At 58.9% G+C, this 24,376-nt stretch carries 21 protein-coding genes; 12 read left to right on the forward strand and 9 right to left on the reverse strand.

The window, feature by feature from the left end; genetic code table 11:
- Nucleotides 1-26: 26 nt before the first annotated feature.
- The 3 genes from GBK02_RS01855 to gshA are packed head-to-tail and all read right to left on the reverse strand — an operon-like array spanning nt 27 to nt 3,354.
- Nucleotides 27-1,058, reverse strand: coding sequence for an FAD:protein FMN transferase (locus GBK02_RS01855; RefSeq protein ID WP_203468086.1), 1,032 nt, complete (start codon nt 1,056-1,058; stop codon nt 27-29).
- Nucleotides 1,043-2,062: a glutathione synthase gene (gene gshB / locus GBK02_RS01860; protein ID WP_203468087.1), complete on the reverse strand. Its 1,020-nt coding sequence runs from the start codon at nt 2,060-2,062 to the stop codon at nt 1,043-1,045. Before gshB ends, GBK02_RS01855 begins: the two co-directional genes overlap by 16 nt.
- Nucleotides 2,062-3,354 (reverse strand): glutamate--cysteine ligase, encoded by a 1,293-nt coding sequence (gshA, locus tag GBK02_RS01865; RefSeq protein ID WP_203468088.1) that lies wholly within the window; start codon nt 3,352-3,354, stop codon nt 2,062-2,064. The genes gshB and gshA overlap by 1 nt, the downstream gene beginning before the upstream one ends.
- Nucleotides 3,355-3,515: 161 nt before the next feature.
- On the opposite strand from gshA, the gene GBK02_RS01870 reads away from it, so the two are divergent.
- On the forward strand, nt 3,516-5,138 hold the full coding sequence (locus tag GBK02_RS01870; protein WP_203468089.1) for an ABC-F family ATPase: 1,623 nt from the start codon (nt 3,516-3,518) through the stop codon (nt 5,136-5,138).
- Between the two features lie 77 nt (nt 5,139-5,215).
- Here GBK02_RS01870 and GBK02_RS01875 read toward each other — a convergent pair whose 3' ends face one another.
- Nucleotides 5,216-5,686 (reverse strand): SRPBCC family protein, encoded by a 471-nt coding sequence (locus tag GBK02_RS01875; RefSeq protein ID WP_203468090.1) that lies wholly within the window; start codon nt 5,684-5,686, stop codon nt 5,216-5,218.
- A 23-nt stretch (nt 5,687-5,709) separates the two neighbouring features.
- Between GBK02_RS01875 and GBK02_RS01880 the strand changes: the two genes are divergently transcribed.
- Both GBK02_RS01880 and GBK02_RS01885 read left to right on the forward strand, forming a co-directional pair.
- Entirely contained in the window at nt 5,710-6,417 is a 708-nt protein-coding gene (locus GBK02_RS01880) for a pseudouridine synthase (RefSeq protein ID WP_203468091.1), read from the forward strand.
- Entirely contained in the window at nt 6,414-7,328 is a 915-nt protein-coding gene (locus GBK02_RS01885; protein WP_203468092.1) for a hydrogen peroxide-inducible genes activator, read from the forward strand. Before GBK02_RS01880 ends, GBK02_RS01885 begins: the two co-directional genes overlap by 4 nt.
- 91 nt (nt 7,329-7,419) lie before the next feature.
- Here the strand turns inward: GBK02_RS01885 and GBK02_RS01890 are convergent, their stop codons facing one another.
- The 3 genes from GBK02_RS01890 to GBK02_RS01900 form a co-directional block, all read right to left on the reverse strand.
- Nucleotides 7,420-9,951 carry a DNA topoisomerase III gene (locus GBK02_RS01890; protein WP_203468093.1) on the reverse strand — a complete coding sequence of 844 codons (2,532 nt, stop codon included), beginning with the start codon at nt 9,949-9,951 and terminating at the stop codon, nt 7,420-7,422.
- A gap of 79 nt (nt 9,952-10,030) precedes the next feature.
- A complete protein-coding gene (dprA, locus tag GBK02_RS01895; RefSeq protein WP_203468094.1) occupies nt 10,031-11,104 on the reverse strand; it encodes a DNA-processing protein DprA in 1,074 nt (357 codons plus the stop codon).
- Nucleotides 11,101-12,123, reverse strand: a complete 1,023-nt coding sequence (locus tag GBK02_RS01900) for a LysM peptidoglycan-binding domain-containing protein (protein ID WP_203468095.1) — start codon at nt 12,121-12,123, stop codon at nt 11,101-11,103. Before GBK02_RS01900 ends, dprA begins: the two co-directional genes overlap by 4 nt.
- 142 nt (nt 12,124-12,265) lie before the next feature.
- Between GBK02_RS01900 and def the strand changes: the two genes are divergently transcribed.
- Nucleotides 12,266-12,769 carry a peptide deformylase gene (def, locus tag GBK02_RS01905; RefSeq protein WP_203468096.1) on the forward strand — a complete coding sequence of 168 codons (504 nt, stop codon included), beginning with the start codon at nt 12,266-12,268 and terminating at the stop codon, nt 12,767-12,769.
- Nucleotides 12,766-13,689 carry a methionyl-tRNA formyltransferase gene (gene fmt / locus GBK02_RS01910; RefSeq protein WP_203468097.1) on the forward strand — a complete coding sequence of 308 codons (924 nt, stop codon included), beginning with the start codon at nt 12,766-12,768 and terminating at the stop codon, nt 13,687-13,689. Before def ends, fmt begins: the two co-directional genes overlap by 4 nt.
- 13 nt (nt 13,690-13,702) lie before the next feature.
- On the opposite strand, the gene speD is transcribed toward fmt, so the two are convergent.
- Complete coding sequence (speD, locus tag GBK02_RS01915; RefSeq protein WP_203468098.1) at nt 13,703-14,080, reverse strand: adenosylmethionine decarboxylase; 378 nt, start codon at nt 14,078-14,080, stop codon at nt 13,703-13,705.
- 9 nt (nt 14,081-14,089) lie between these two features.
- Nucleotides 14,090-14,974 (reverse strand): S1/P1 nuclease, encoded by an 885-nt coding sequence (locus GBK02_RS01920; RefSeq protein WP_203468099.1) that lies wholly within the window; start codon nt 14,972-14,974, stop codon nt 14,090-14,092.
- 34 nt (nt 14,975-15,008) lie between these two features.
- Here GBK02_RS01920 and rsmB point away from each other — a divergent pair, with 34 nt between their 5' ends.
- From rsmB to hemE, 7 genes are read left to right on the forward strand one after another with little or no spacing between them, the layout of a single operon-like run.
- A complete protein-coding gene (rsmB, locus tag GBK02_RS01925) occupies nt 15,009-16,268 on the forward strand; it encodes a 16S rRNA (cytosine(967)-C(5))-methyltransferase RsmB (RefSeq protein WP_203468100.1) in 1,260 nt (419 codons plus the stop codon).
- Nucleotides 16,261-16,842, forward strand: a complete 582-nt coding sequence (locus GBK02_RS01930; protein ID WP_239003126.1) for a DUF4390 domain-containing protein — start codon at nt 16,261-16,263, stop codon at nt 16,840-16,842. The genes rsmB and GBK02_RS01930 overlap by 8 nt, the downstream gene beginning before the upstream one ends.
- Nucleotides 16,839-18,995, forward strand: coding sequence for an ATP-binding protein (locus tag GBK02_RS01935; protein ID WP_239003128.1), 2,157 nt, complete (start codon nt 16,839-16,841; stop codon nt 18,993-18,995). Before GBK02_RS01930 ends, GBK02_RS01935 begins: the two co-directional genes overlap by 4 nt.
- Nucleotides 18,973-20,238 carry a sigma-54 dependent transcriptional regulator gene (locus tag GBK02_RS01940; RefSeq protein ID WP_203468102.1) on the forward strand — a complete coding sequence of 422 codons (1,266 nt, stop codon included), beginning with the start codon at nt 18,973-18,975 and terminating at the stop codon, nt 20,236-20,238. Before GBK02_RS01935 ends, GBK02_RS01940 begins: the two co-directional genes overlap by 23 nt.
- A 24-nt stretch (nt 20,239-20,262) precedes the next feature.
- Nucleotides 20,263-21,696 (forward strand): Trk system potassium transporter TrkA, encoded by a 1,434-nt coding sequence (gene trkA / locus GBK02_RS01945; protein WP_203468103.1) that lies wholly within the window; start codon nt 20,263-20,265, stop codon nt 21,694-21,696.
- A gap of 9 nt (nt 21,697-21,705) precedes the next feature.
- Nucleotides 21,706-23,160 (forward strand): TrkH family potassium uptake protein, encoded by a 1,455-nt coding sequence (locus tag GBK02_RS01950; RefSeq protein WP_203468104.1) that lies wholly within the window; start codon nt 21,706-21,708, stop codon nt 23,158-23,160.
- A 57-nt stretch (nt 23,161-23,217) separates the two neighbouring features.
- Complete coding sequence (gene hemE / locus GBK02_RS01955; protein ID WP_203468105.1) at nt 23,218-24,285, forward strand: uroporphyrinogen decarboxylase; 1,068 nt, start codon at nt 23,218-23,220, stop codon at nt 24,283-24,285.
- Nucleotides 24,286-24,376: the final 91 nt, after the last annotated feature.

Consider the following 24,376-nt stretch of genomic DNA (forward strand, 5'->3'; position numbering starts at 1 on the left):
CCGACTGTCCCGATTTCTGCGGTGAATCAGGGGACGACAGTCAGCTCGGCAGGTTTGCCGACAAATTCAATACGCTTGTTCAGGGCCTCGGTTACAAAAACATGGCCGTCACGGTCAACGCGCAAAACGAGGCCAATTTGAGTTTTCCTGGCCATTTCCTGCCAGTCTGCAGGGCCGGCGATAAAAATCGGTTTGGAACTGGCATCAGATAAGGTGCCGGCCTTCGGACCGGGGGGAATCAAGACCGTGACGGCTTGCGTATGCGCTGCCGGATAGGCGCTGCGTGGGTCGAGCAGATGGGGGTAACGTTGCCCATCGTGTTCGAAAAATCGCTGGTAATCACCGGATGTTCCAATCGCTTCGCCATCTTCAAGGCTGACCGTTGCCATTGGGCCGGGCTGGCGTGGGTGCTGGATGCCGACCCGCCATTTTTGGCCATTTTTCGAACCCAGCGCCATGACATTCCCACCGATGTTGATCAGGGCATTGGCCATGCCTTGAGCGCGCAGGATGGCGGCAGCCCGATCGAGGGCGACACCTTTGAGATAGCCGCCAAAATCGAGGGCGACCTGTTTTTTGCGGCTGCGTATCGTGTTGCCGCTCACTGTCAGGTCGGCAATCGAAGGTCGTGCGATGCGCCAGGCATCGAGTGCTGCGGTCGACGGCAGTTCTGCCTTGAATTCGTCGGACTGAAATCCCCAAAGTCCGATCAATTGCCCGATGCCCGGATCAAAAAGATAATCGCCCTGCTGGCTCAGGGAGGCAGCTTCGCGGACGAAAGCGGCGAGTTCAGGCGTGACGTCGGCCGGAGCTCCCCGAGCGATGGCGCGATTCACTGCGGTCAGCTCGGAGTCCTGCCAGGCATGGTAATGCTGGTGCAAGCGGTCGAATTCCTGCAATACGGCGGCGATGGCCTGGCGGCCTTGTGCCGGGTCGGCGCTGGCTACCAGTACTTCAACCCGGGTGCCAAAGACGTAGGCTTGTTGTTCCTGTACTGCCGGTCGGTGGCATGCCCCAAGCAGCAATACCAGCCCGAGGGCACTCAGGAAACGCCGCATGCGTGTTCAATGGCGGTGATGAACGCACCGGCGGCATCGAAACCGGTTTGCTGGCGAATCTCGACCATGCAGGTCGGGCTGGTGACGTTGATTTCAGTCAGATGCGTGCCGATGACATCAAGGCCAACCAGCATCAATCCGCGCTTCAGAAGAATTGGGCCGAGTGTTTCGGCAATTTCCCGATCACGCGGCGAAAGATCCTGCGCCACGCCGGTCCCGCCAACCGCCAGATTGCCACGGGTTTCGCCGGCTTTCGGAATGCGTGCCAGGCAATAGGGCACGGGCTTGCCGGCGATCAGCAGGATGCGCTTGTCGCCTTGGCTGATCTCCGGCAGGTAGCGTTGCGCCATGACCGTACGGCGGCCTTCGTGGGTCAGTGTTTCGAGAATGACGTTGCGGTTCGGGTCGTTGCGGTGAATGCGGAAAATCTGGCTGCCGCCCATGCCATCGAGCGGCTTGAGAATGACGTCCCTGTATTCCTCGATGAAGTGCTGCAACTGGTTGATATCGCGCGCCACCAGCGTCGGCGGGGTGAACTGGTCGAACTCGGCAATCGCGATTTTTTCCGAATGGTCGCGCAGGGCGCGTGGCCGGTTGAATACTTTGACACCATTGGCCTCGGCGCGTTCGAGCAACCAGGTTGCGGTTAGATATTCAAAATCGAAAGGCGGGTCGCGCCGCATGATGACGGCGTCGAAGGCTTTCAGTGGCCAGTATTCGCGGCCGGTTTCGCGGTACCAGTCATGGTCGTCCGGACGCAGGCGCAAATGTACCGCCTCGCCAAAAACCCCGCCGGGGTGGCCGGGTTCCGGACGTCGCCAGCCCAGCGTTGCGGCATCGATGGCAAAAACTTCATGGCCATGCTTTTCAGCCGCCCGCATCATGGCAATCGACGAGTCTTTCCAGGCCTTGAGTGAATCCAGCGGATCGAGAACGAAAGCCAGCTTGAGCGAGCGGCTGCTCGCCCCGAAGGCTTGCTGTTCGAAGTGCAGCTGCTGGGCCACTAGATGCCGACTTCTTCTGGCGCGGTGCGTTCCAGCTCAACCGCGGCGGCCAGGCAGGCCAGGCGGCCAACCACGCCATAAGCGTAGAAGCGGTTGGGCGGTGAATCCGGATTGCCGCAGCGGTAATCGGGCAGGTTGCAGCCGGTTTCGAAGGCCAGCGGTTCGAAATGCATGCCCGGTGCGTTGAGGTTCTCGTCCTTGCCGCGCCCGGTATGCACGCGATAGAAGCCACCGACGACGTAGCGGTCGATCATGTAGATCACCGGTTCGGCAACGGCTTCGTTGAGCGTCTCGAAGGAATGCACGCCTTCCTGGATCAGCACCTCGGAGACTTCGAGGCCTTCCTTGATCACACTCATCTTGTTGCGCTGCTTGCGGTTGAGTGCAATGACTTCATCCGCATCGCGCACCGTCATGACGCCCATGCCGTAGGTCCCGGCGTCGGCCTTGACCACCACGTAGGGCGTTTCGTCGATGCCGTATTCCTTGTACTTTTCCTTGACGATATCGAGCACGGCGGCGACGTTGGCGGCCAGGCATTCCTCGCCCTGACGCTCATGGAAATTGATGCTGCGGCAGACCGAGAACGCCGGATTGATGCGCCACGGGTCGATGCCGATTTCCTTGGCGAAATCGTTGGCCACCTGATCGTAGGCGGCAAAGTGGTTGGATTTGCGGCGCACTGCCCAACCGGCGTGCAGCGGTGGCAACACCACCTGATCGTGCAGATTTTTCAGAATATCGGGGATGCCGGCTGAAAGATCGTTGTTCAGCAATACGGCACAAGGTTCGAAACCATCGACACCCAGGCGGTTGCCTTTGCGAACCAGGGGCTCAAGCAGCAATTGACGGCCATTCGGCAGATCGATCGGCGTCGGCTTGTCGATTTCCGGCAGCATCGAGCCGAGGCGGATATTGAGGCCGGTCTGGCGCAGGATATCGACCAGTTGCGCGACGTTCTGCAGGTAGAACTGGTTGCGCGTGTGGTTTTCCGGAATAAGCAGCAGGCTGCGCGCTTCGGGACAGAATTTTTCGATGGCACTCATCGCCGCCTGCACGCAAAGCGGCAGGAACGCCGGATTCAGGTTGTTGAAGCCACCGGGATAGAGATTGGTATCGACCGGTGCCAGTTTGAAGCCCGAATTGCGCAAGTCGCACGACGAGTAGAACGGCGGGGTGTATTCCTGCCATTGGCCACGCAGCCAGTGTTCGATCTGTGGGCTGCTTTCGAGGAACTTGCGTTCGAGTTCAAGCAGGGGGCCGGTGAGGGCGGTGGTCAGGTGTGGAACCATGGTGCTGTCTCTCAATCACGAGGGTTTTTCTTGTGGCCGCAAATCTTACACCGCAGTGCAGCAAAAATCCGCCTTTGCTGCGGTCAACTCCTTGAAAACAGGTAAAATTCGACCCCTTGTTTTACCGTTTGTTTTACGCCAATTCGCAGATCGGAATCGCCGTGCTTGTCGCCGCCAATATCACCATGCAGTTCGGGGTCAAACCCCTGTTTGAAAACGTTAATGTCAAATTTGGCGAAGGCTATCGCTACGGCCTGATCGGTGCCAACGGTGCCGGCAAATCGACCTTCATGAAGATTCTGTGTGGCGCACTCGAGCCGTCGGCCGGCAATGTCTCGAAAGAGAAGCATGAGCGCATGGCTTACCTGAAACAGGACCAGTTTGCCTACGAAGACATGCGTGTCCTCGATGTGGTGATGGCCGGCCACGAGGAACTCTGGACAGCGATCCAGGAGCGTGACGCGATCTACGCCAACCCGGAAGCGACCGAAGACGACTACATGAAGGCCGCCGAGCTTGAAGGCAAGGTCGGCGAATACGACGGTTACACCGCCGAATCCCGTGCCGGCGAGCTGCTGCTCGGTGTCGGTATCCCGACCAGCCAGCACAATGGCCCGATGAGCGAAGTGGCACCCGGCTGGAAGCTGCGTGTGCTGCTCTGCCAAGCGCTGTTCGCCAATCCGGACATCCTGCTGCTCGACGAACCGACCAACAACCTCGACATCAACACCATCCGCTGGCTGGAAGACATCCTCAATGCTCGTGAGTCGACGATGATCATCATCTCCCACGATCGTCACTTCCTGAACCAGGTCTGTACCCACATGGCCGACCTGGACTACGGCAAGATCACGACCTACGCCGGCAACTACGACGACTTCATGGAAGCCGCGCAGCAAGCCCGCGAGCGTCAGCAGAACGCCAACGCCAAGGCCAAGGAACGTATCGCCGAACTGCAGACCTTCGTCCGCCGCTTCTCGGCCAATGCCTCCAAGGCCAAGCAGGCGACTTCCCGGATGAAGCTGATCGACAAGCTCAAGCCGGAAGACGTCAAGCCGTCATCGCGCCAGTACCCGTGGATCCGCTTCGATTACGACGAGAAGGCCAAGCTGCACCGCCAGGCCGTCGAGATCGAGAATCTCTCCTTCACCTACGAAGGCAGCGAGCGCAAGATTTTTAACAACCTGACGCTGACCATCAATGCCGGTGAAAAAATCGCCGTGATCGGTGAAAACGGCGTCGGCAAGACGACCTTCCTGAAATTGCTGATGGGCGAGCTGCAGCCGCAGTTTGGCACGCTGAAGTGGGCTGAAAAGGCCAATCCGGGCTATTACGCGCAGGATCACAGCGAAGCCTTCAAGTCGGAAGAGAACTTGACCGAATGGATTGCCGGTTATGCCCGCGCCACGATTGAAGATGGCGGCGATCTGGAAACCCTGATTCGCGGCACGCTCGGCCGTCTTTTATTCTCCGGCGACGACGTCAAGAAGCCGGTAAATGTGATTTCCGGGGGCGAACAGGGCCGCATGCTGTTCGGCAAGTTGATGCTGTCCAAGCATAACGTGCTGGTTATGGACGAGCCGACCAATCACCTGGATATGGAATCGATCGAGGCGTTGAACAGCGGCCTGGAAAAATTCCCGGGTACGATGATCTTCGTCTCGCACGATCGCGAGTTCGTTTCGTCGCTGTCGACCCGCGTTCTGGAAGTCAAGAACGATGGCCGGATTGTTGATTACCTCGGCGGTTACGAGGATTACCTGGCCAGCCAGGGCGTTAATTAAGCAATCGTTTCCTCCGATTTCGGCGGGTAGACCGCAAAAGGCCGGCGCAGCATGCGACCGGCCTTTTTGTTTGCGATTTACTGGAGTGTTACGCCGGCAGCAAACATCCGGATCAGCCGTACGCAATCGACATCGGACTGGTGGTAAGCCGATTTGACATAGTCGATATAGGCCCGATCTTCCGAGTTGGGATCGATCGCGAGGGTCGTTTCGTAGGCAAAGCGGAGGAAGAGAAAATCCGGTTCAGGCTCTTCGATGGTGATCGTCAGGCTGCCGCCGGCATGGGCTTCGGAGGGCAGGATGTCGAAGCGGACGGCTGTTCCCGGCGTGATCGTGACGCGGTCCTGGATCGTCGCCGGCCCGAAATCGAGTTCGCGCAGCAACGTATTGCCATGGCGTTCGAGAATGCTTGAGGACTCAAGTCCCGGCAGGAAGGGGATGGGGTTTTCAACGCGTTGCAGCAGGCCCTGCCAGAGCTGGTCGCGGCTCAAGGTGTCGACCAGCGGGTTTTCCGGGTCGTTGATCTGGATGAGATGTTCGAAATTCATGGCTGGATGTTAGCATTCCCGCCATGCAACTAGAACGACTCCTCCAAAAACATGGCTTCGGCACTCGCAAGGGCTGCCGGGCGCTTATCCGCCACGAACGTGTCGCGGTCAACGGTCAGATTTGTGACGATCCTTTCGCCGAGATTGAAACCCAGGGACTGGTTTTTACCGTCGATGGCGTGGATTGGCCTTATGCTGAATTCGCCAGCGTGATTCTCAACAAGCCGGTCGGCTACGAGTGTTCGCGCAAGCCGCTGCATCATCCCAGTGTGCTGACCCTGCTTCCGGTTCAATTGCGTGAGCGTGATGTCCAGCCGATTGGCCGGCTCGATGAAGATACGACCGGTCTGCTGTTGATTACTGATGATGGCCAGCTCAACCACGTTTTATCTTCCGCCAAGCGCAAGGTGCCGAAGGTTTACCTGGCGACGACCAAACATCCTGTCGATCAGGCGCTGATCGATGCCTTGCTGGCCGGTGTGCTGTTGAATGATGAGCCTGAGCCGATTGCCGCCTCGGCCGCTGAAATTGCCGGCGAGCACCTGTTGCGCCTGACGCTGACCAGCGGCAAGTACCATCAGGTCAAGCGCATGGTCGCTGCGGCCGGTAATCGGGTCGAGGCGCTGCATCGCGAATCCTTGGGTGAGCTGACCTTGCCGGATGATCTGAAACCCGGCGAGTGGCGCTGGTTGACCGCGGTCGACCTGCAAAAACTGGGCTATTCCAAGTGACCCTGACCGAAATGCGCTACATCGTGGCGCTCGCCCGTGAGCGCCATTTCGGCAAGGCGGCAGACGCCTGCCATGTCAGCCAGCCGACCTTGTCGGTTGCTTTGAAGAAGGTTGAAGGGCAACTGGGGGCGCCACTTTTCGAACGGGGTGCCTCGGATGTCCGTATCACGCCGCTGGGTGAGCGCATCGTTGCACAAGCCCGGCGTGTGCTTGAAGAGGCCGTGCGGCTCGAGGAAATCGCCGGCTCCGGTCGAGACCCGATGAGCGGCCCGCTACGCGTCGGCGTGATTTACACCATCGCTCCTTATCTGCTGCCTCAGCTGATTCCCGCCTTGCATCGGCATGCGCCGGCCATGCCTCTCTTCCTCAAGGAAGACTTCACTGAAAACCTGATTCCCGCCCTCAAGGCCGGTGAGCTGGATGTCATCGTGATTGCCTTGCCACTGGCCGAAACCGGGCTGGTCGCCCAGCCGGTTTATGAAGAACCGTTCCGGGTTGTTGTGCCGTCTGCTCACCCGTGGTCTGGGCGTCAGTCCGTTCAGGCGGATGAACTCGACGGCCAGAGCATGTTGCTGCTTGGGCAGGGCAATTGCTTCCGTGATCAGGTGCTTGAATCCTGCCCTCGGCTGACGGCGCCCGATGCGCTTGAACATTCGATCGAAGGCAGTTCTCTGGAAACCATCCGTTACATGGTGGCGAGCGGAGCCGGGCTGGCAGTCATGCCTTGTACTGCAGCCGACCCGCTGAAGGAAAAGGAAGCGATGGTTGCCGTTTTACCTTTTGAAGGGGCTCAGCCTTCACGTACTGTCGGCCTGGTCTGGCGTGTCACTTTTCCGCGCCCGCAGGCCATCGATGCCGTGCGTGCTGCGGTGCTGTCTTGTCAGTTACCCGGTGTAACGGCTGTTCGCTGAGCGTTTCACGTGAAACCCGGGCAGGATTTTCCGGCATAAAAAAACCTCGGTGATTCACCGAGGTTTTTTTTCAACCGATGCTCGAATCAGATCAGGCTTCGTCTGCTGCCGCGGCGGCCTTTTTCTTGGCTGGGGCTTTCGGCTTGGCGACTTTTTTCTCAAACTCGAAGCCAACCTTGCCATCCTTGGCGACCAGATAGGCCGAGAACTTACGGCGCGTCCGGTTCGAGACAAACTCCTTGAGCAGTTCGGTCTTGCCTTCGTTGAGCAGCTTGGACATCTGCGTGGTATCGATCGGTTGCTGCAGGATCACCTTGCCGGAGCGGAAATCGCAACTCTTGTCGGGACCGACTGATTTTTCACAGACGTACGAGGCGCCATGATCGTAGACCTGGCCGGTACATTTCGGGCATTTGCCAAGTGCTGTCTGGGCTGAAAAGTCGACCGGTTCGCTGTTGGCTTCGTCGGCCTTGTCCTGGCCGAAGTCGAATTCCGGTTCCTTGTTGTCATTCAGCTTGATGGCTGCGGCAAAAGTGCGGCCCATCTTGTTGCGGAAACCCGTCAGCGGACCAATCTGGCCTTCGTTGATCAGGGTATCGATTTCGGCCGGTTCGAACTGACGGCCGGCAACGATCTTCCACAACGAGTAGTCGCAGCCGCCGCACTGGAATTTCTTGTAGGTTTCACGAATTTCACCGCCGCAACGGGGGCATTTCGCGGTCAACACACCAAAATCGCCAGGAATCGTATCGCTATCGAAGGTTTTGGCGCGTTCGACCATGTGGCGCGTCATTTCGGCAATTTCGCGCATGAATTCGTCGCGCGTGAATTCGCCCTTTTCGATGCGGCCAAGTTTCCATTCCCAGTCGCCGGTCAGTTCCGGCTGGGTCAGTTCGTTGATGCCGAGGCCGTTCAACAGCGTCATCAGCGAGAAAGCCTTGGCGGTCGGCGTCAGCTCGCGGCCTTCGCGCAGCATGTACTGCTCGCCGATCAGGTTTTCGATGATCTGGGCACGCGTCGCCGGTGTGCCGAGGCCACGGCCGGCCATCGCCGCCTTGAGTTCCTCGTCGTCGACCATCTTGCCGGCGCCTTCCATGGCGGAGAGCAGGGTAGCTTCCGAGTAGCGCGGCGGTGGCTTGGTTTCGTTGGCCTTGACCGTGACTTCCTCGGTTTTGACCTTTTCATCCTTGTCGACCGCGACGAGGTTGCCTTCGCTGCCTTCCTGGCCTTCCTTGCCATGCACGGCAAGCCAGCCCGGATTGACCAGCACCTTGCCTTCGGTCTTGAAGGGATGGCCTTCGACGCGGGTGATGCGGGTGGTCACTAGGTATTCGGCGGCCGGGAAGAAGACTGAGAGGAAGCGACGCACGACGAAGTCGTAGAGCTTTTGTTCGACTTCGTTGAGATTCTTCGGTGCCTGCGGTGTCGGGATGATCGCGAAGTGATCGCTGATCTTGGCGTTGTTGAAGATGCGCTTGTTCGGCAGTACCCAGTTGCGCGCCAGGATCTGATGGGCAAACGGCGAATAACGGGCGAGCAGCACTTCGTCGTGACCCTTGCCGGCACCTTCGCCGGTCAGGATGGTCAGTGTTTCACGGACTGTCGGCAGGTAGTCTTCCGGCAGGCAGCGCGAATCGGTTCGCGGATAGGTCAGGACCTTGTGCTTTTCGTAGAGCGCCTGGGCGATTGACAGCGTGGTCTTGGCCGAGAAGCCGAAGCGAGCGTTCGCTTCGCGCTGAAGGCTTGTCAAATCGAAGAGTAGCGGTGATAAACGGGTTTCCGGCTTGGCTTCTTCGCTGACGATGCCGGGCTTGCCGAGTGTGGCTGCACGGATCGCATCGGCTCGCTTTTCTTCCCAGAGGCGGTCGGCACGGGCGTGTTCGTCATCCGCCTTCTTGAAGCCTTCGTCGAACCACTTGCCGCTGTAGTTGCCGGCCTTGGCAGCGAATTCAGCTTCCACTTCCCAGTAGTCGCGTGGCTTGAATTCGCGGATTTTCTTTTCGCGCTCGACGACGATGGCCAGTGTCGGTGTTTGTACGCGGCCGACGGTGGTCAGGTGGAAACCGCCGGTTTTCGAATTGAAGGCGGTCATCGCCCGTGTACCGTTGATCCCGACCAGCCAGTCGGATTCAGAACGGCAGACGGCGGCATCGCCCAGGCCCTGCATGTCGTTGCCGTGGCGCAGACGGGTGAATCCGTCGCGGATGGCGCCCTGGGTCATCGACTGCAGCCAGAGACGCTGGATCGGTTTGGTGGTTTTGCTGTGCTGCGCGATGTAGTTGAAAATCAACTCGCCTTCGCGCCCCGCGTCACATGCATTGATCAGGCTTTCGACATCCTTGCGCTTGATCAGCTTGTTGAGCACCTTGAGGCGGGACTCGGTCTTTTCGATCGGCTTCAGCGCAAAGTGCGGCGGAATGACCGGCAAGTGGGCAAAAGACCATTTGCCGCGCTTGACTTCGAATTCTTCAGGACAAGAGAGTTCGAGCAGATGGCCGACGGCCGACGAGATCACGTGCGTGTCGCTTTCGAAATAGTCGTCGTGCTTGGTAAACCCTCCCAGCGCCTTGGCGATGTCGGCTGCTACAGAAGGTTTTTCGGCGATGATTAGCTTTTTGGTCATGGGTTCTGCCTGATGAGTGCCGGGGCATGATAAGTGCGCGGCGAGCGGCTTGGCAAGCCATCTATATATATGCAGCGAATTAGTTCATGCGCTGGTAGCGATTGCCGGGCAGGGTGGCCAGTTGTCCCGTCAGCTCCAGCGTCAGTAGCGCGGTGAGCAATTGATCGGTCGGGAGACCGGTCCGGGCACCGAGTTCGTCGAGGCTGCATGGATCATGTCCAAGCGCTGCAAGGAGCGGTGAATCCTGATCAATCATCAGTTCGGGAAGCGGCTCCGGCTGCGCCATATTGCCCAGTTCTTCGAAGACATCCTGCGCCGTCTCAACCAGCTTGGCCCCCTGCTTGATCAACTTGTGGCAACCGCGCGCAACGGGCGAGTGGATCGAGCCAGGAATGGCGAATACTTCACGGCCTTGCTCCCCGGCCAGTCGGGCGGTAATCAGGGAGCCACTTTCCGGTGCTGCCTCGACAACCAGCACACCTCGCGACAGGCCCGAGATAATCCGGTTCCGGCGTGGGAAATTGGCGGCCATTGCGGGCGTTCCCAGCGGGAACTCGGAGATGATCGCGCCTTTGTCGGCAATGGCGAGAGCCAGTTCCTTGTTGCGGGCCGGGTAGAGCCGGTCGGCCCCGGTTCCGATAACCGCAACTGTTTGGCCGTCGGCCGCAAGGGCGCCACGATGTGCCGCCGCATCGATGCCAAGCGCCAGTCCGCTGATGATGGTCAAGCCTTTCCCCGCCAGTGTGCGGGCAAAGCTTTCGGCCGTCTGCATGCCTTGTGGCGTGGCATTGCGGCTGCCGACCATGGCCAGACCCGGTTTGGCGAGTAATGCCGGATTGCCGCGGATGTAGATGACGTTGGGTGGGTCGGCAATTTCAAGCAGTGTGGCCGGATAAGCCGGGTCGGCCAATGTCAGGATGTGCTGGTTCGCTTCGCTGGCCCAGGCAATGCTGCGGTCGACCTGTTCTGAAGGGTCAAAATCGAAAAGAAGGTCTGCGCGCTGACCGATGACCGCACGGACTGCCAGCCGGCCGGCCGCAAAAATGGCTTCGGGTAAACCGAAAGCGGCGAGAAGCTTTCGTTGCGTCTCGCCGCCAATGCCGGGGATCAAGGTCAGCCGCAACCAGGCGGCTAGGCCTTCAGTGTTTTTCACGGATTTTTGGCAGCGTCACCGATCATCACGGCCTTCGACGATTCGACAACAAGCGCGTAGGCGACCCGGTCGAATACCCGGAAGATGAAGGCCAGTGCGTAGCGTTCTTCGGGAATCGGTGTGCGGACACGGCGGCCGTTGTCGTCCAGGCCGACAGACACACGCTTGCGGAAGAGGGCGAGGACATGCCCGACTTCAAGCGAATCATTCTTGCCGCGATTGAGCGTTACGACTGATCCGGCACCCGCTTCGCTGACGCCACCGTAAATCGACATGATTTTTGCAGAGACGTCGTTTTCCGGCCGATGCGGGACGTAGGCAATGATGTCCGGGAGCGGCGCCGGCAACAAGCGGTCGCCACGGCCGATTTCCTGTTTGGCCAGTGTGACGCGCATGACCGCAGGTTCTCCGGGTTGAACCAGGCGGGCATTGCCGAGGAAATAGGCTTCGTGGGCGATGACTTCGCCGGTATCCGGATCCTTCAGGGGTTTGCCGGTGCGGAAGACATTCCATTTTTCGACGCTGGCGTCCGGAATGCCGGTCACAAATGCAACATCGCCATTGCCCAGGAACATTCTGTCTTCCTGCGTGGCAACGATACGGATCGGGCTTTCGGTTTCTCCCGGCTCAATGATCAGCGGTTGGGAGATGAAAGGTTCGATGACATTCGAGGGAATGCTGGGGATGATCTGCTGAACCGCTTCGCTATAAACCTTGGGCTGAGCCTTGAGGTTGAGCGGTTTGCCGATTTTCAGCCGCGGACTGCCGCTCGACATGTCGAGCATGATGATGTCGCCGGGGTAAATGCGGTGCGGATTCTTGACCTCGGCCTTGTTCATTTGCCAGATATCGGGCCAGCGCCAGGGCTGTTTGAGGAATTTGCCGGAAATTCCCCAGAGTGTGTCGCCGGGGACAACGATATGGCGGTCGGGCGGGTTGTCGACCAGGGTGAGTGGTTCGGCAGCAGATGCGCAGACGGCCGTCACAGCCAGAATGAGCGCGGATATAATGCGAACCATGTCGTACCTCACGTGCCGGTGGAACGCGGAGTAGTCGGAACTGTCTGAACAGCGACGGTCGAATCCGTTTCCATATCTCGAAAATTACTTGAGATTCTGCATGTAATATCCTAAGCGATCAAGCTTTTATTCCGGTTCTCTCATGGCACTTCTACCCATTTTGCGTTTCCCCGATGCCCGTCTGAAAAAAGTCGCGGTTCCCATTGCCACCATTGATGGCAGCATCCGAAAACTGGCTGCCGACATGGCTGAAACCATGTACGAAGCGCCCGGTATCGGCTTGGCCGCAACCCAGGTCGATGTACACAAGCAATTGGTTGTGATCGATATTTCGGAAGAGAAAAACGATCTGCTGGTTCTGGTCAATCCGCGTATCGCCGCAAGCGATGGCGGTCAGACGGGTGAGGAGGGCTGTCTTTCCGTCCCCGGTATCTATGAAAAGGTCGAACGGGCCGAGCATGTCACCGTCGATTATCTCGATCTCGATGGCAAGAAATGTTCGTTGAAAGCCGATGGCTTGCTGGCTGTCTGTATTCAGCATGAACTGGATCATCTCAACGGCAAGGTGTTTGTCGATCACCTTTCGCAACTCAAGCAGACGCGCATCAAAGGCAAGCTGGCCAAACAGGCGCGGGTAACGGCATGAAGCTGATTTTTGCCGGAACACCGGAGTTTGCTGCGCAGGCCCTGGCGGCCATTATTGCGGCCGGACATGAGGTGGCGCTCGTCTTGACCCAGCCGGACCGTCCGGCTGGCCGGGGAATGAACCTGCAACCTTCGCCGGTCAAGAAATTGGCGGTGGAACACGGCATCGAGGTTTTTCAGCCGCTCACGCTGAAAGATCCGGTTGCCCAGCAAAAAATCGCCGACATTGAAGCCGAAGTCATGGTTGTTGCCGCATACGGCTTGATTCTGCCGCAGTCGGTACTCGATTTGCCGCGCCATGGCTGCATCAACATTCATGCCTCCTTGCTGCCGCGCTGGCGCGGAGCTGCGCCGATCCAGCGGGCATTGCTGGCCGGCGACGCCGAAACCGGTGTCTGCATCATGCAGATGGAGGCCGGGCTGGATACCGGGCCGGTGTTGTTGCGTGGTGCTTTTGCGGTCGAACCGACCGATACCACGGTTTCATTGCACGACCGACTGGCTGATCTCGGGGCAAAACTGGTGGTCGAGGCATTGGGCCGCCTGCCTTTGCCTGCCGAGCCACAGCCTGCTGAAGGGGTGACTTATGCTCACAAGATTGAAAAGGCCGAAGCCCTGATTGACTGGTCGAGAGACGCTGTTGAGCTGGACCGGCACATTCGTGCCTTCAACCCATTTCCAGGTGCGCAAGCCGTCTTCGGCGGACAGACGGTCAAACTCTGGCAGGCGGCACCGGTCGCCGGCAGTGGTGAAATCGGCCAAATCCTGAGTGTCGACCGCAGCACCATCGTGGTTGCCTGCGGCAAAGGGGCTTTGGCGGTCTCGGAATTGCAAAAAGCAGGTGGCAAGCGCTTGCCGGTCCAGCAATTCCTGGCCGGGCATCCACTCAAAGTGGGCGACCGTTTCGACCTGCCTGCCTGATTGCGCCTGGCAATCAACCGAGGTGGCCGCGTGCCACCTCTTTTTTTTCGCTGTGCGTTGGTTTGAACGCATCGATCACTTGGCTGAACAGGGCATGTGCCCGTTCGCTGTTGTCTCCGCTGAAGTTGCAGACATAAACATCCAGGGTCACGCTGTTGATCTCGGGCCAGGTGTGGATGGCCAGATGTGATTCAGCCAGCACGACGGTGCCGGTTACGCCGGCCGGATTGCCTTGTTGATCGCGAAACGGGTGAAAAAACCGGCCGACGACGCTGAGCCCGTGGCGAGTGCAGGCGTCGACACAGAATGTTTCGAGTCCGGGGGCATCGAGCAGAAACTCGGGGGCGCAGCGACACTGGTGCAGGTCGGCGATCAGGTGCAAACCATTCATGATTCGATTCTAGGGGGTTTCACGTGAAACCCGTGCGGCAAAGATGCGTTCCAGCAAGCGACCAAGCCGATAACCTGCTTCGGTGATCCGGCGATTGGCGATGTGCCGGCTTTGTTCGTCAAAACTTTCCGTAATGGCCGGCAAGAGGCTGCCGTTTGGCGGGTAAGCGCTGCCCAGCAGGCGATGGCTTTCATCGCGCCAGAGCAGCGTGTTTCCCTGGCTCGGTGCGGGGTATGTTTCCAGCAGCCGGCCGGCAAATTTTTCAAGACGTTTCCCGCGCAATGACGAAGGGCCGGGCAGCTCATCCCAGTAGGCATGCAGGGAGGAAAAGGGTTGGCGCCTGTTGAGCGGGTTTTCAATTTCCGTCTTTGTGCCGCCCTCGTCATCGTGATGGCCGACGTGGAGCGGTTGGTGAATGTCGCCAACCAGATGCATCAGCCAGGGCAGGGCATGGCTAATTTGCTCTGCTTTCGCGGTCGACCGCAGCAATTGGGTGAGCCGGTCGATTTGATGGTCGATTTCACCTTCGGTCCGCTGGCCATTTTTATCCAGATCAACGTAGTGCCAATGCTTGTGGCGTGCATTGTCGGGCAGACCGGGAATTGCCGGCGTGGCGGATTGCCGGCCCTCGTCGTAGAAACGCGGATCGTTGCGGATAGCGTCGGGCCAGGTCGATGCTTCGGCAAAAATCGCGGCAGCTTCGGATGTGCCGGCTTTTTCTGCCCAGCGTGAATGGTCGGGATGCCTGGCCAGCGCCTCACTCACCGCGCCTTGGGTTTTTTCCGACATCTGTTGCCAGGCAATCAAGGCGCTCAAACGGTGGCCAGCCCCGTTCCAGGCTTCGGCTAGTGGGCTGATCAGTAAAAAGACGAGGATAAGCAGGTGTTTCGGCATTGCCGCATTATGCAGCGTGCGATAATCGGAGCCTATGTCTACATTGCCGCTTAATTCCCTCGCTTTTGCGCTGCTCAGCGCTGCGCGCATCGATGCCGCCGTCTTTGCCGGCCAGAGCCTGGCCGATGGCCTGCTCACCCGGGTTGATCCGGCGGCTCGGCCAGCTGTTCAGGATCTGGTTTATGGCAGTTTGCGCAGCTATGGCAGGGGTGATTTTTTTCTCGCCCGTTTGCTGAGCAAGCCACTCGAAGTGCCGGAAGTGCGGGCTTTGCTGCTGGTCGCCTTTTATCGCCTGGAAACCCGCCCGGATGCAGCGCACACCGTTGTCGACCAAGCGGTTGTTGCGGCGGGTGAACTGGTTGAAGGCCGTTTCAAGGGGCTGGTCAATGGCGTGTTGCGCAACTTTTTGCGGCAGCAGGAAGCGCTGCTTGCCGAATTGTCGCAGAACGAACTGGCACTTTCACAGCATCCGGATTGGTGGTTGGCCGAATTGCAGGCAGCCTATCCGGATGAATGGAAAAATATTGTCGCAGCTGGCAACTCAGCGCCGCCAATGGCTTTGCGCGTCAATCTCCGGCGCTCCGGGCGAGATGAATATCAGGCACGTTTGACGGCGGAAGGCATTGTTTCGCAAGCTGTTGGTGAGGCTGGCTTGGCGCTTGCCAAACCCTTGCCGGTCGAGCGTTTGCCGGGCTTTGCCGATGGCTTGTTTTCGGTCCAGGACCCTGGCGCCCAGAGGGCGGCAAGCCTGCTTTCACCAGTGCCGGGCAGTCGTGTGCTTGATGCCTGTGCCGCGCCCGGGGGCAAGACGGCACATCTGCTCGAACAGGCTGAACTCGATTTGCTGGCGCTGGACCTGAAAGCGTCGCGTTGCCGGCGCATCGAGGAAAATCTGGCCCGTCTTGGCTTGTCCGCCACGATCCAGGTGGCTGATTGCATCAAGTTGGATACCTGGTGGAACAACGAATTGTTCGATGCTGTACTGGCTGACGTACCTTGTACGGCCAGCGGCGTCGTGCGACGCAATCCGGATGCCAAGTGGCTGCGTCGTGAAGCCGACATCGCCAGCTTTGCTGCGACCCAGTCGCGCATCCTCGACGTCCTGTGGCGGGTTGTTCGACCGGGGGGTAAATTACTGTACGTCACCTGCTCGGTCTTTCCTGCCGAAAACAAGGGTCAGATCGGACGTTTCCTGAGCCGTCAGCCCAAGGCTCGTTGCCGACACGAGGAGCAGCTGTTGCCGACTGCTGAACATGATGGTTTTTATTACTGCCTGCTCGAAAAAATTGACTGAGCAATTGCGCCGCTGGCTGTTTCTTCTGGTTTTCGTGCCTTTTCTGGCGTGGACCGCAGAAGTCGAGATCAGCAGCCCGCAACTTGCTGCAGGCGATGACGGCTATTCGTTATCGGCAGATTTTGCTTTCGATCTGAACAATCGCCTCGAAGAAGCGGTGACCAAGGGGGTTGTTCTCCATTTTGTCGTCGATTTCGAGCTTTCACGGGGCCGCTGGTACTGGCTCGACGAAAAGCTGGTCAGCCGCAGCCAGACTTACCGACTTTCCTACCATGCGCTGACCCGCCAATATCGTTTGTCTACCGGCGGCTTGCACCAGTCGTTTTCCAGCCTGTCGGATGCCTTGCGTGTCTTGTCGCGACTGCGCAACTGGCTGGTCATCGAACGCAATGACATCCGCACCCTGCGGGCCGGCGACCCTTATTTGGCCGAGCTGCGCTTGCGTCTCGACATTACCCAACTACCCCGTCCTTTCCAGATCAGCGCCTTGGGCAACAAGGAATGGAGCCTGAATTCGGACTGGAAAACCTGGCAGCTGGTACTACCGTCATTGCCTGCGGTGGAGGCCAAGTGAAGCGCCTGCTTGCTGCTGGCGGCGCATTTGCTGCTGCGCTCGGTGGAATCGTCTGGTTCCTGCTGCTGATGTCCACGGCGGCCGATACCGTTATTTTTTCGCGCAATTATCCGCTGCTGATCGGGCTCAACATCGTTTTGGCCCTGGCCATGCTCGGCCTGGTCGGCTGGCAGTTACGTTCGCTGTGGCGGGATTACCGGGCACAAGTCTTTGGCGCCCGGCTGAAACTGCGGCTGATGTTGATGTTTGGTGTCATCGCTGTGTTGCCCGGCGCGCTGGTCTATGGTGTTTCGGTCCAGTTTGTTACGCGATCGATTGAAAGCTGGTTCGATGTCCGTGTTGAAAAAGCGCTTGAATCCGGTCTGCACCTCGGTCGTTCGGCACTGGATTCATTGCTTGCCGACTTGGCGGACAAGGGACGCAGCATGGCGCTTGAACTTTCGGACCTGCAGGAAAGTTCGCGGCGCTCGGCATTGCTTCGCCTGCGTGAGGAAAAAGGCGTCCAGTCGGCTGCGCTGTTCTCCGTGGGCGGGCAATTGCTGTCCAGCGCAACCAGCGAGCTGAGCAGCCTGCTGCCCGATTTGCCGAGTCAGGCCCAACTCAAGCAGGCGCGCAGTTCGCGTGCCGTGGCGACGGTCGAGGGCGATGGCGGCAAGCTGTACTTGCGCGTGCTGGTTCCGGTGGCGGCGCGCGATGTTTTCGAAGAGCCGCGCATCCTGCAGCTGACACATTCGGTACCACCCAGCCTGGCCCAGGATGCGGATGCCGTCCAGGGCGTATATCGCGACTACCAGGAATTACAGCTGGCGCGTGAAGGGCTGACGCGGATTTACGCCCTGACGTTGACGTTGACCGTGCTGGTCGCGCTTTTTGGTGCTTTCGCCCTGGCTTACGTGATGGCCCGCCGGCTGGCTGCGCCGCTTTATATTCTGGCCGAAGGGACGCAGGCGGTGGCGCAGGGCGACTTCTCGCCACGCCAGGCGATCTACAGCGGCGACGAACTCGGGATCCTGACGCAATCGTTCAATCAGATGACCCGCCAGCTCGATGAGGCGCGCCGCGAAACCGAGCGCCATCGGGCAGAACTGGAATCGGCGCGCGGTTATCTTGAATCGATTCTGGCCAACCTGTCTGCCGGGGTATTGGTCTTTGATCGCCATTTCGTTCTGCGCACCGTCAATGAAGGCGCCTTGACCATCCTGAATGACGATTTTGTCGGCCTGATTGGCGAGGAGGTTGCCCAGTGGCCGCGCCAGAGCGTGATGGGTGAATTCATTCGCCAGCATTTCTCGGCGACGGAAGAAATCGAATGGCAGGCGCAGGTGGAACTTGAGCGCCCGAACGGCATGCCCCAGGTTTTATTGCTGCGCGGGTCACGGCTGCCAGATGCCAGCGGCGGCGGCGATGTCGTCGTTTTCGACGATGTGACGCGAATCATCGCTGCCCAGCGCAGTGCCGCCTGGGGCGAGGTGGCGCGACGTCTGGCGCACGAAATCAAGAACCCGCTGACACCGATCCAGCTGTCGGCTGAGCGCTTGCAGTTCAAACTGGCCGATAAGTTGATCAATGGCGATGCCGATATGCTGGCGCGCGGCACGCAGACCATCATCAACCAGGTTCAGGCCATGAAGCGCATGGTTGATGATTTCCGCGACTATGCGCGGCTGCCGGTCCCTGAAGTGGCTTCGCTGGATCTGAATGAGCTGATTCGCGAAGTGCTCGGGCTTTACGAAAGTTCGTCAGCCGAAATCGAAACAACCCTGTCCGATACGCTGCCCCCGGTGCTGGGCGATGCGACCCAGTTGCGCCAGATCATCCACAATCTGTTGCGCAATTCGGAAGATGCACTCGAAGGGCGGGGTGCCAGCATCATTCATATCCTGACCGAAGCGGCCGGCCGCTATGCCTGCTTGCGAATCAGCGACAATGGCCCGGGTTTCCCGGTAGAGTTGTTGCCACGGATATTTGAACCTTATGTCACGACCAAGGCGCGCGGTACCGGCCTGGGTCTGCCCATTGTCAAGAAAATCGTTGAAGAACATCTGGGCACCATTGAAATCAGCAATGCACCCGAGGGCGGCGCACGGATCGATATCCGCTTGCCCCTGGTGAAGGAGGAGGAAGCCAAGCATGGCAATAATTCTGGTCGTTGATGACGAAGTCGGAATCCGCGAACTACTGTCGGAAATCCTGATCGACGAGGGCTATGACGTGCGTCTGGCTGAAAATGCAGGGACTGCGCGCAGTATCCGTAACGAATTGCGTCCGGATCTGGTCCTTCTGGATATCTGGATGCCGGACACCGACGGTATTTCGCTGCTCAAGGAATGGCACGCGGCAGGTCATCTGAACATGCCGGTGGTGATGATGTCCGGTCATGGCACGATCGATACGGCCGTCGAAGCGACTCGCTTCGGTGCTTTCGATTTCCTCGAAAAACCGATTGCGCTGCAAAAACTGTTGTCGACCGTGCAAAAGGCACTCAAGCACGATTCCCCGCCGCTGCGTCCGCCACTGACGCTGGAGGCATTCGGGCGTTCCGCCTTCGTCAAGGAGTTCAAGCGTCGGCTGGAGCAGGCTGCGGCCAAGGCATCGGTCCTGCTGCTCAAGGGAGCGACGGGGGGCATGGCTGAAATTTGCGCGCGTACCTTGCAGCCGCCGCGTGCGCCTTGGCTCGATCTGTCCGGTGTCAGCAGTGCGCTGACCCAGGAAATGCTCGAGAAAGTCAGCGGCGGCGTGCTGTTTGTGCCGGATCTGGCCGTGCTCGGCAAAATGCAGCAGATGAACCTGGCTTTCGCGGTCGACCGGCTTGAAAAGCTCAATTTGCAATTGGTCGCTGCAACGGTCAGTTCGCTCGGTACGCTCGCGGAGTCTGGTTGGGACAGCAAATTGCTGGCCCGTTTGGGCGAGGTCTGGGTGGCAATGCCCTCGCTGGCCGGGCACGCCGATGAGTTGCCGGAAATTGCCGGTTTGCTGTTAACCAATTTTGTCGAACGCGGTGAAGTCCAGCCGCGTCGTTTTTCGACCGGTGCGTTGAACGCATTGCGCACGCTGCCCTGGAAGAACCTGCCGGAAGCCAGTTGGACCGATCTTTATGCCCTGGTTCGCAACCTCGCCCTGACGGCGCTGGAAGAGGATATCTCGGCCGATGACGTGAGTCGCGTCATGCCACGCGAGGAGGGCGGCAATCGTGAAATTGCCTCCTTGTTGCCCTTGCTCGATCAGCCTTTGCGCGAGGCGCGCGATGCCTTTGAAAAGCTGTATTTCGAGCATCATCTGCGTCTGGAAGGGGGCAACATGACCAAGCTGGCGGAGCGTTCCGGGCTGGAGCGGACGCACCTGTATCGCAAGCTGAAGCAACTCGACGTCAAGCTGGGCAAGCGCAACGAAGAATAAATCGCTGTCGGGCGGGGGATACGCATGAAAGTCATCATTCTGGGGGCCGGCCAGGTCGGTGCCAGTGTGGCCGAAGGGCTGGTTTCCGAAGAAAACGACATCACGGTGATCGATAGCAATGCGGCACGCCTGGCCAAGTTGCAGGATAGGCTCGATTTACGCACGGTCGTCGGCGATGCGGCGACGCCTTCGGTTTTGCGCAGTGCCGGTGCCGAGGATGCCGATATGGTGATTGCGCTGACTCAAAGCGACCAGAGCAATCTGGTTGCCTGCAAGCTGGCGCAAAGCGTATTCAATATTCCCACCCGGATTGCCCGCCTGCGTTCGCGGGATTTTCTCGAAGACGCCACCTTGCTCTCGCCCGATAATTTCGCGGTCGACTTCGCGCTTTGCCCGGAACAGGTGATCACCGATTACATCCAGCGCCTGATCGAGTTTCCCGAGGCCTTGCAGGTACTCAATTTTGCCAAGGGCCGGGTCAGCCTGGTTGCTGTCAGGGCGTACGAAGGCGGCCTGCTTGTCGGTCAGCAGATCAAGCAGATGAAGGCTTTGCTACCCTTCGGGATGGATGCCCGGATTGCAGCGATCTTCCGGCGCGATCAGGCGGTTTTCCCGGAAGGCGAGACGGTTGTCGAGGCGGGGGACGAGGTTTTTCTGCTGGCCGCTGCGGAGCATATCCGTCCGGTTTTGCGCCAATTGCGCCGGATGATGACGCCGGTTGAGCGGATCATGGTTGCCGGGGGCGGCAATATCGGCCTGCGGGTCGCCAAGGCGCTTGATAAGCGCTATGAAATCAAGTTGATCGAAGGACGCCCGGAGCGCGCCGAGCTTCTGGCCAATGAGCTTGAAAATACGCTGGTTCTGCTCGGTGATGCGACCGATGAGGAGTTGCTCGAGCAGGAAAACATTGCGGAAATGGACCTCTTTCTCTCGCTGACCAACGATGATGAAGACAACATCATGGCGGGGAGCCTGGCCAAGCGTCTGGGCTGCAAGCGGGTGGTTGCCCTGATCAATCGCCGGGCGTATGCCGAAATGATCGAAGGTGGCCCGATCGATATCGGAATCTCGCCCGCCCAGATATCGATCGGTACCTTGCTGGCCCATGTGCGCCAGGGCGATGTGGCGGAAGTGCACTCCTTGCGGCGCGGTGCTGCGGAGGCCCTGGAGCTGGTCGCGCACGGCGATGCGAACACATCGAAGATCGTCGGTCGTCGCATCGACCAAATCGATTGGCCGCACGGCGTAACCGTTGCCGCCCTGGTTCGCAATTTCGACAAGGCGGTGGTGATTGGCCAGACCGATGACTGGACTTCAATTACCCGGCATGGCGAGGTTGAGATCGCCCATCACGACACGGTGATTCAGGCAAATGACCATGTGATTGTTTTCTGCACCCGGAAAAAGCTGGTCAAGAAGGTCGAAAAGCTTTTCCAGGTCAGTTTCGGCTTTCTTTAAGGGGCGATCATGACCCGCTTTGCCCCCGTTTACCGTGCTCTGGGCATGATCATCATGCTTTTCGGTCTGACCATGCTGGCGCCGCTGATTCTCTCGTATGCGACCAATGACGGTGCGCAGGCGGTATATGACGAATCTTTTGGCTTGACCATGTTGAGCGGGGCTTTCCTCTGGTATCGCTATCGCAATTGCAAACGCGAACTGACCATTCGTGACGGATTTTTGATGGTCGTGCTGGTCTGGTCGGTTCTGCCTGCCTTTGCTGCCATACCGCTGATGCTCCAACTCGGGATCAGCCATACCGACGCCTATTTCGAAACCGTCTCCGGTTTGACGACGACCGGATCGACGGTGTTGTCGAATATCGATCAGCTACCGATGTCGATCAACCTGTGGCGTCACCAGTTGGTCTGGGTCGGTGGCATGGGGTTGATCGTGCTGGCGATTGCCGTGCTTCCTTTGCTCGGGATTGGCGGCCGTCAAATGTTCAAGGCCGAGACACCCGGTCCGATGAAGGATGCCAAGATGACGCCGCGCATTGCCGAAACGGCCAAGGGGCTGTGGCTGGTTTATCTGGGCGTGACGGTTGCCTGTTGCCTCTCCTTCCGTCTGGCCGGGATGAACTGGTTCGATGCGGTTTGCCACACTTTTTCGACGATGGGTTTGGGCGGTTTTTCAACCCACGATGCGAGTTTCGGCTATTTTGATTCGCCGGCCATTGAAGCGGTCGCAATTGTCTTCATGCTGATTGCCGGGATGAATTTCGGCACCCTGTTCCTGGCCGTCAGCGGCCGTTCCCTGCGGCCCTATCTGCAGGACCCGGAGGCCGGCTGGTTTATCGGTGTGACGCTGGTCAGTATTTTCGTTGTCGCGGTCTACATCTGGAAAGACGGAATTTACGCCGATCTTGACACGGCCATGCGTCATGCCGCCTTCAATCTGGTATCAATTGCCACAACGACCGGTTTTGCCAGCGTCGATTTCGCCTTGTGGCCCATTTTTGCGCCCCTGTGGATGCTGTTTCTGTCCAGTTTTGCCACCAGCGCCGGGTCGACCGGGGGCGGCATCAAAATGATGCGTGCCCTGCTGCTCTACAAGCAGGTCTATCGGGAATTGCTGCGAGCCATGCATCCGAGCGCGGTGTACAACATCCGGATCGGCGGCCAGGTCGCATCGCAGCCTATCCTGTTTGCAGTGCTCGCCTTTGCCTTTATGTACATGGTCAGCATTGTGTCGCTGACCCTGGTGCTCGCTTTCACGGGGCTGGACATCGTTACCGCTTTTACTGCGATTGTCGCCAGCGTGAACAATACCGGGCCGGGTCTTGGCCTGGTTGGTCCGTCGACAACCTATGAAGTGCTGGAGGATTTCCAGACCTGGGTCTGCATTTTTGCCATGCTGCTCGGGCGTCTTGAAATCTTTACCCTGCTAGTGGTGCTGACCCCGGCTTTCTGGCGTAAGTGACCGCAGCCCCAGAAAGGCGGATAATTCCGCCTTTCGATTTTTCAGGCGGAACCCACCGTGAGCCGACCCAAGAACGACACCTTCCTGCGCGCCCTTCTCAAGGAGCCGACCGAATACACCCCGCTCTGGCTGATGCGTCAGGCCGGTCGCTATCTGCCCGAATACTGCGAAACGCGTAAGCGGGCAGGCAATTTCCTGAATCTGTGCAAATCGCCGACGATGGCCTGCGAAGTTACCCTGCAGCCGCTGGCCCGCTACGATCTGGATGCCGCCATTCTGTTCTCCGACATCCTGACCGTGCCGGATGCGATGGGCCTGGGTCTTTATTTCGCAGAAGGCGAAGGGCCGCGTTTCGAACGTCCGCTGCGCGAGGAATGGGCGATCAACAACCTGACCGCGCCGGACCCGTACGAGCATCTTGGTTACGTGATGGATGCCGTTTCCGAAATCCGCCGCGCGCTGGACAATTCGGTGCCGCTGATCGGCTTCTCCGGCAGCCCGTACACGCTTGCCTGCTACATGGTCGAAGGCCAGGGTTCGAGCGATTTCCGCCATATCAAGGGAATGATGTACAGCCGGCCGGACCTGCTGCACAAGATCCTGTCGGTGACCACCGAATCGGTGATTTCCTACCTGAACGCCCAGATCGACTCCGGCGCCCAGGCGGTGATGATTTTCGATACCTGGGGCGGTTCGCTATCAAATGCGGCCTACCAGGAGTTCTCGCTGCAATACATGCAGCGCATCGTGGCCGGCTTGAAGAAGGAAAAAGACGGCCAGCGCATTCCGAGCATCGTGTTCACCAAGAATGGTGGCCTGTGGCTGGAAAAAATTGCGGCCATCGGCTGCGATGCCGTTGGCCTCGACTGGACGATCGATATCGGTGAAGCCCGCCGTCGCGTTGGCGACAAGGTTGCGCTGCAGGGCAATCTCGACCCGAACGTGCTGTTCGCCGGGCCGGAAGTCGTTGCTGCCGAAGCCAGGAAAGTGCTCGACAGCTTTGGTGCCGGCAATACCGGTCATGTCTTCAACCTCGGCCACGGTATTTCGCAATTTACGCCGCCAGAAAGCGTGACCGCCTTGGTTGAAGCGGTGCATGGACACAGTCGTTTATTACGTAAGTGATAGCATAAGTGGGGTGGGAAGCTTGACTTATACACAGAGTTTTCCATCCCGCTCATGATTTTGCCGGGAAACCACTTGACACATCGCGCTT

Source organism: Dechloromonas sp. TW-R-39-2 (assembly GCF_016864195.1).
In the GTDB taxonomy this organism is placed as follows: Bacteria; Pseudomonadota; Gammaproteobacteria; order Burkholderiales; family Rhodocyclaceae; genus Azonexus.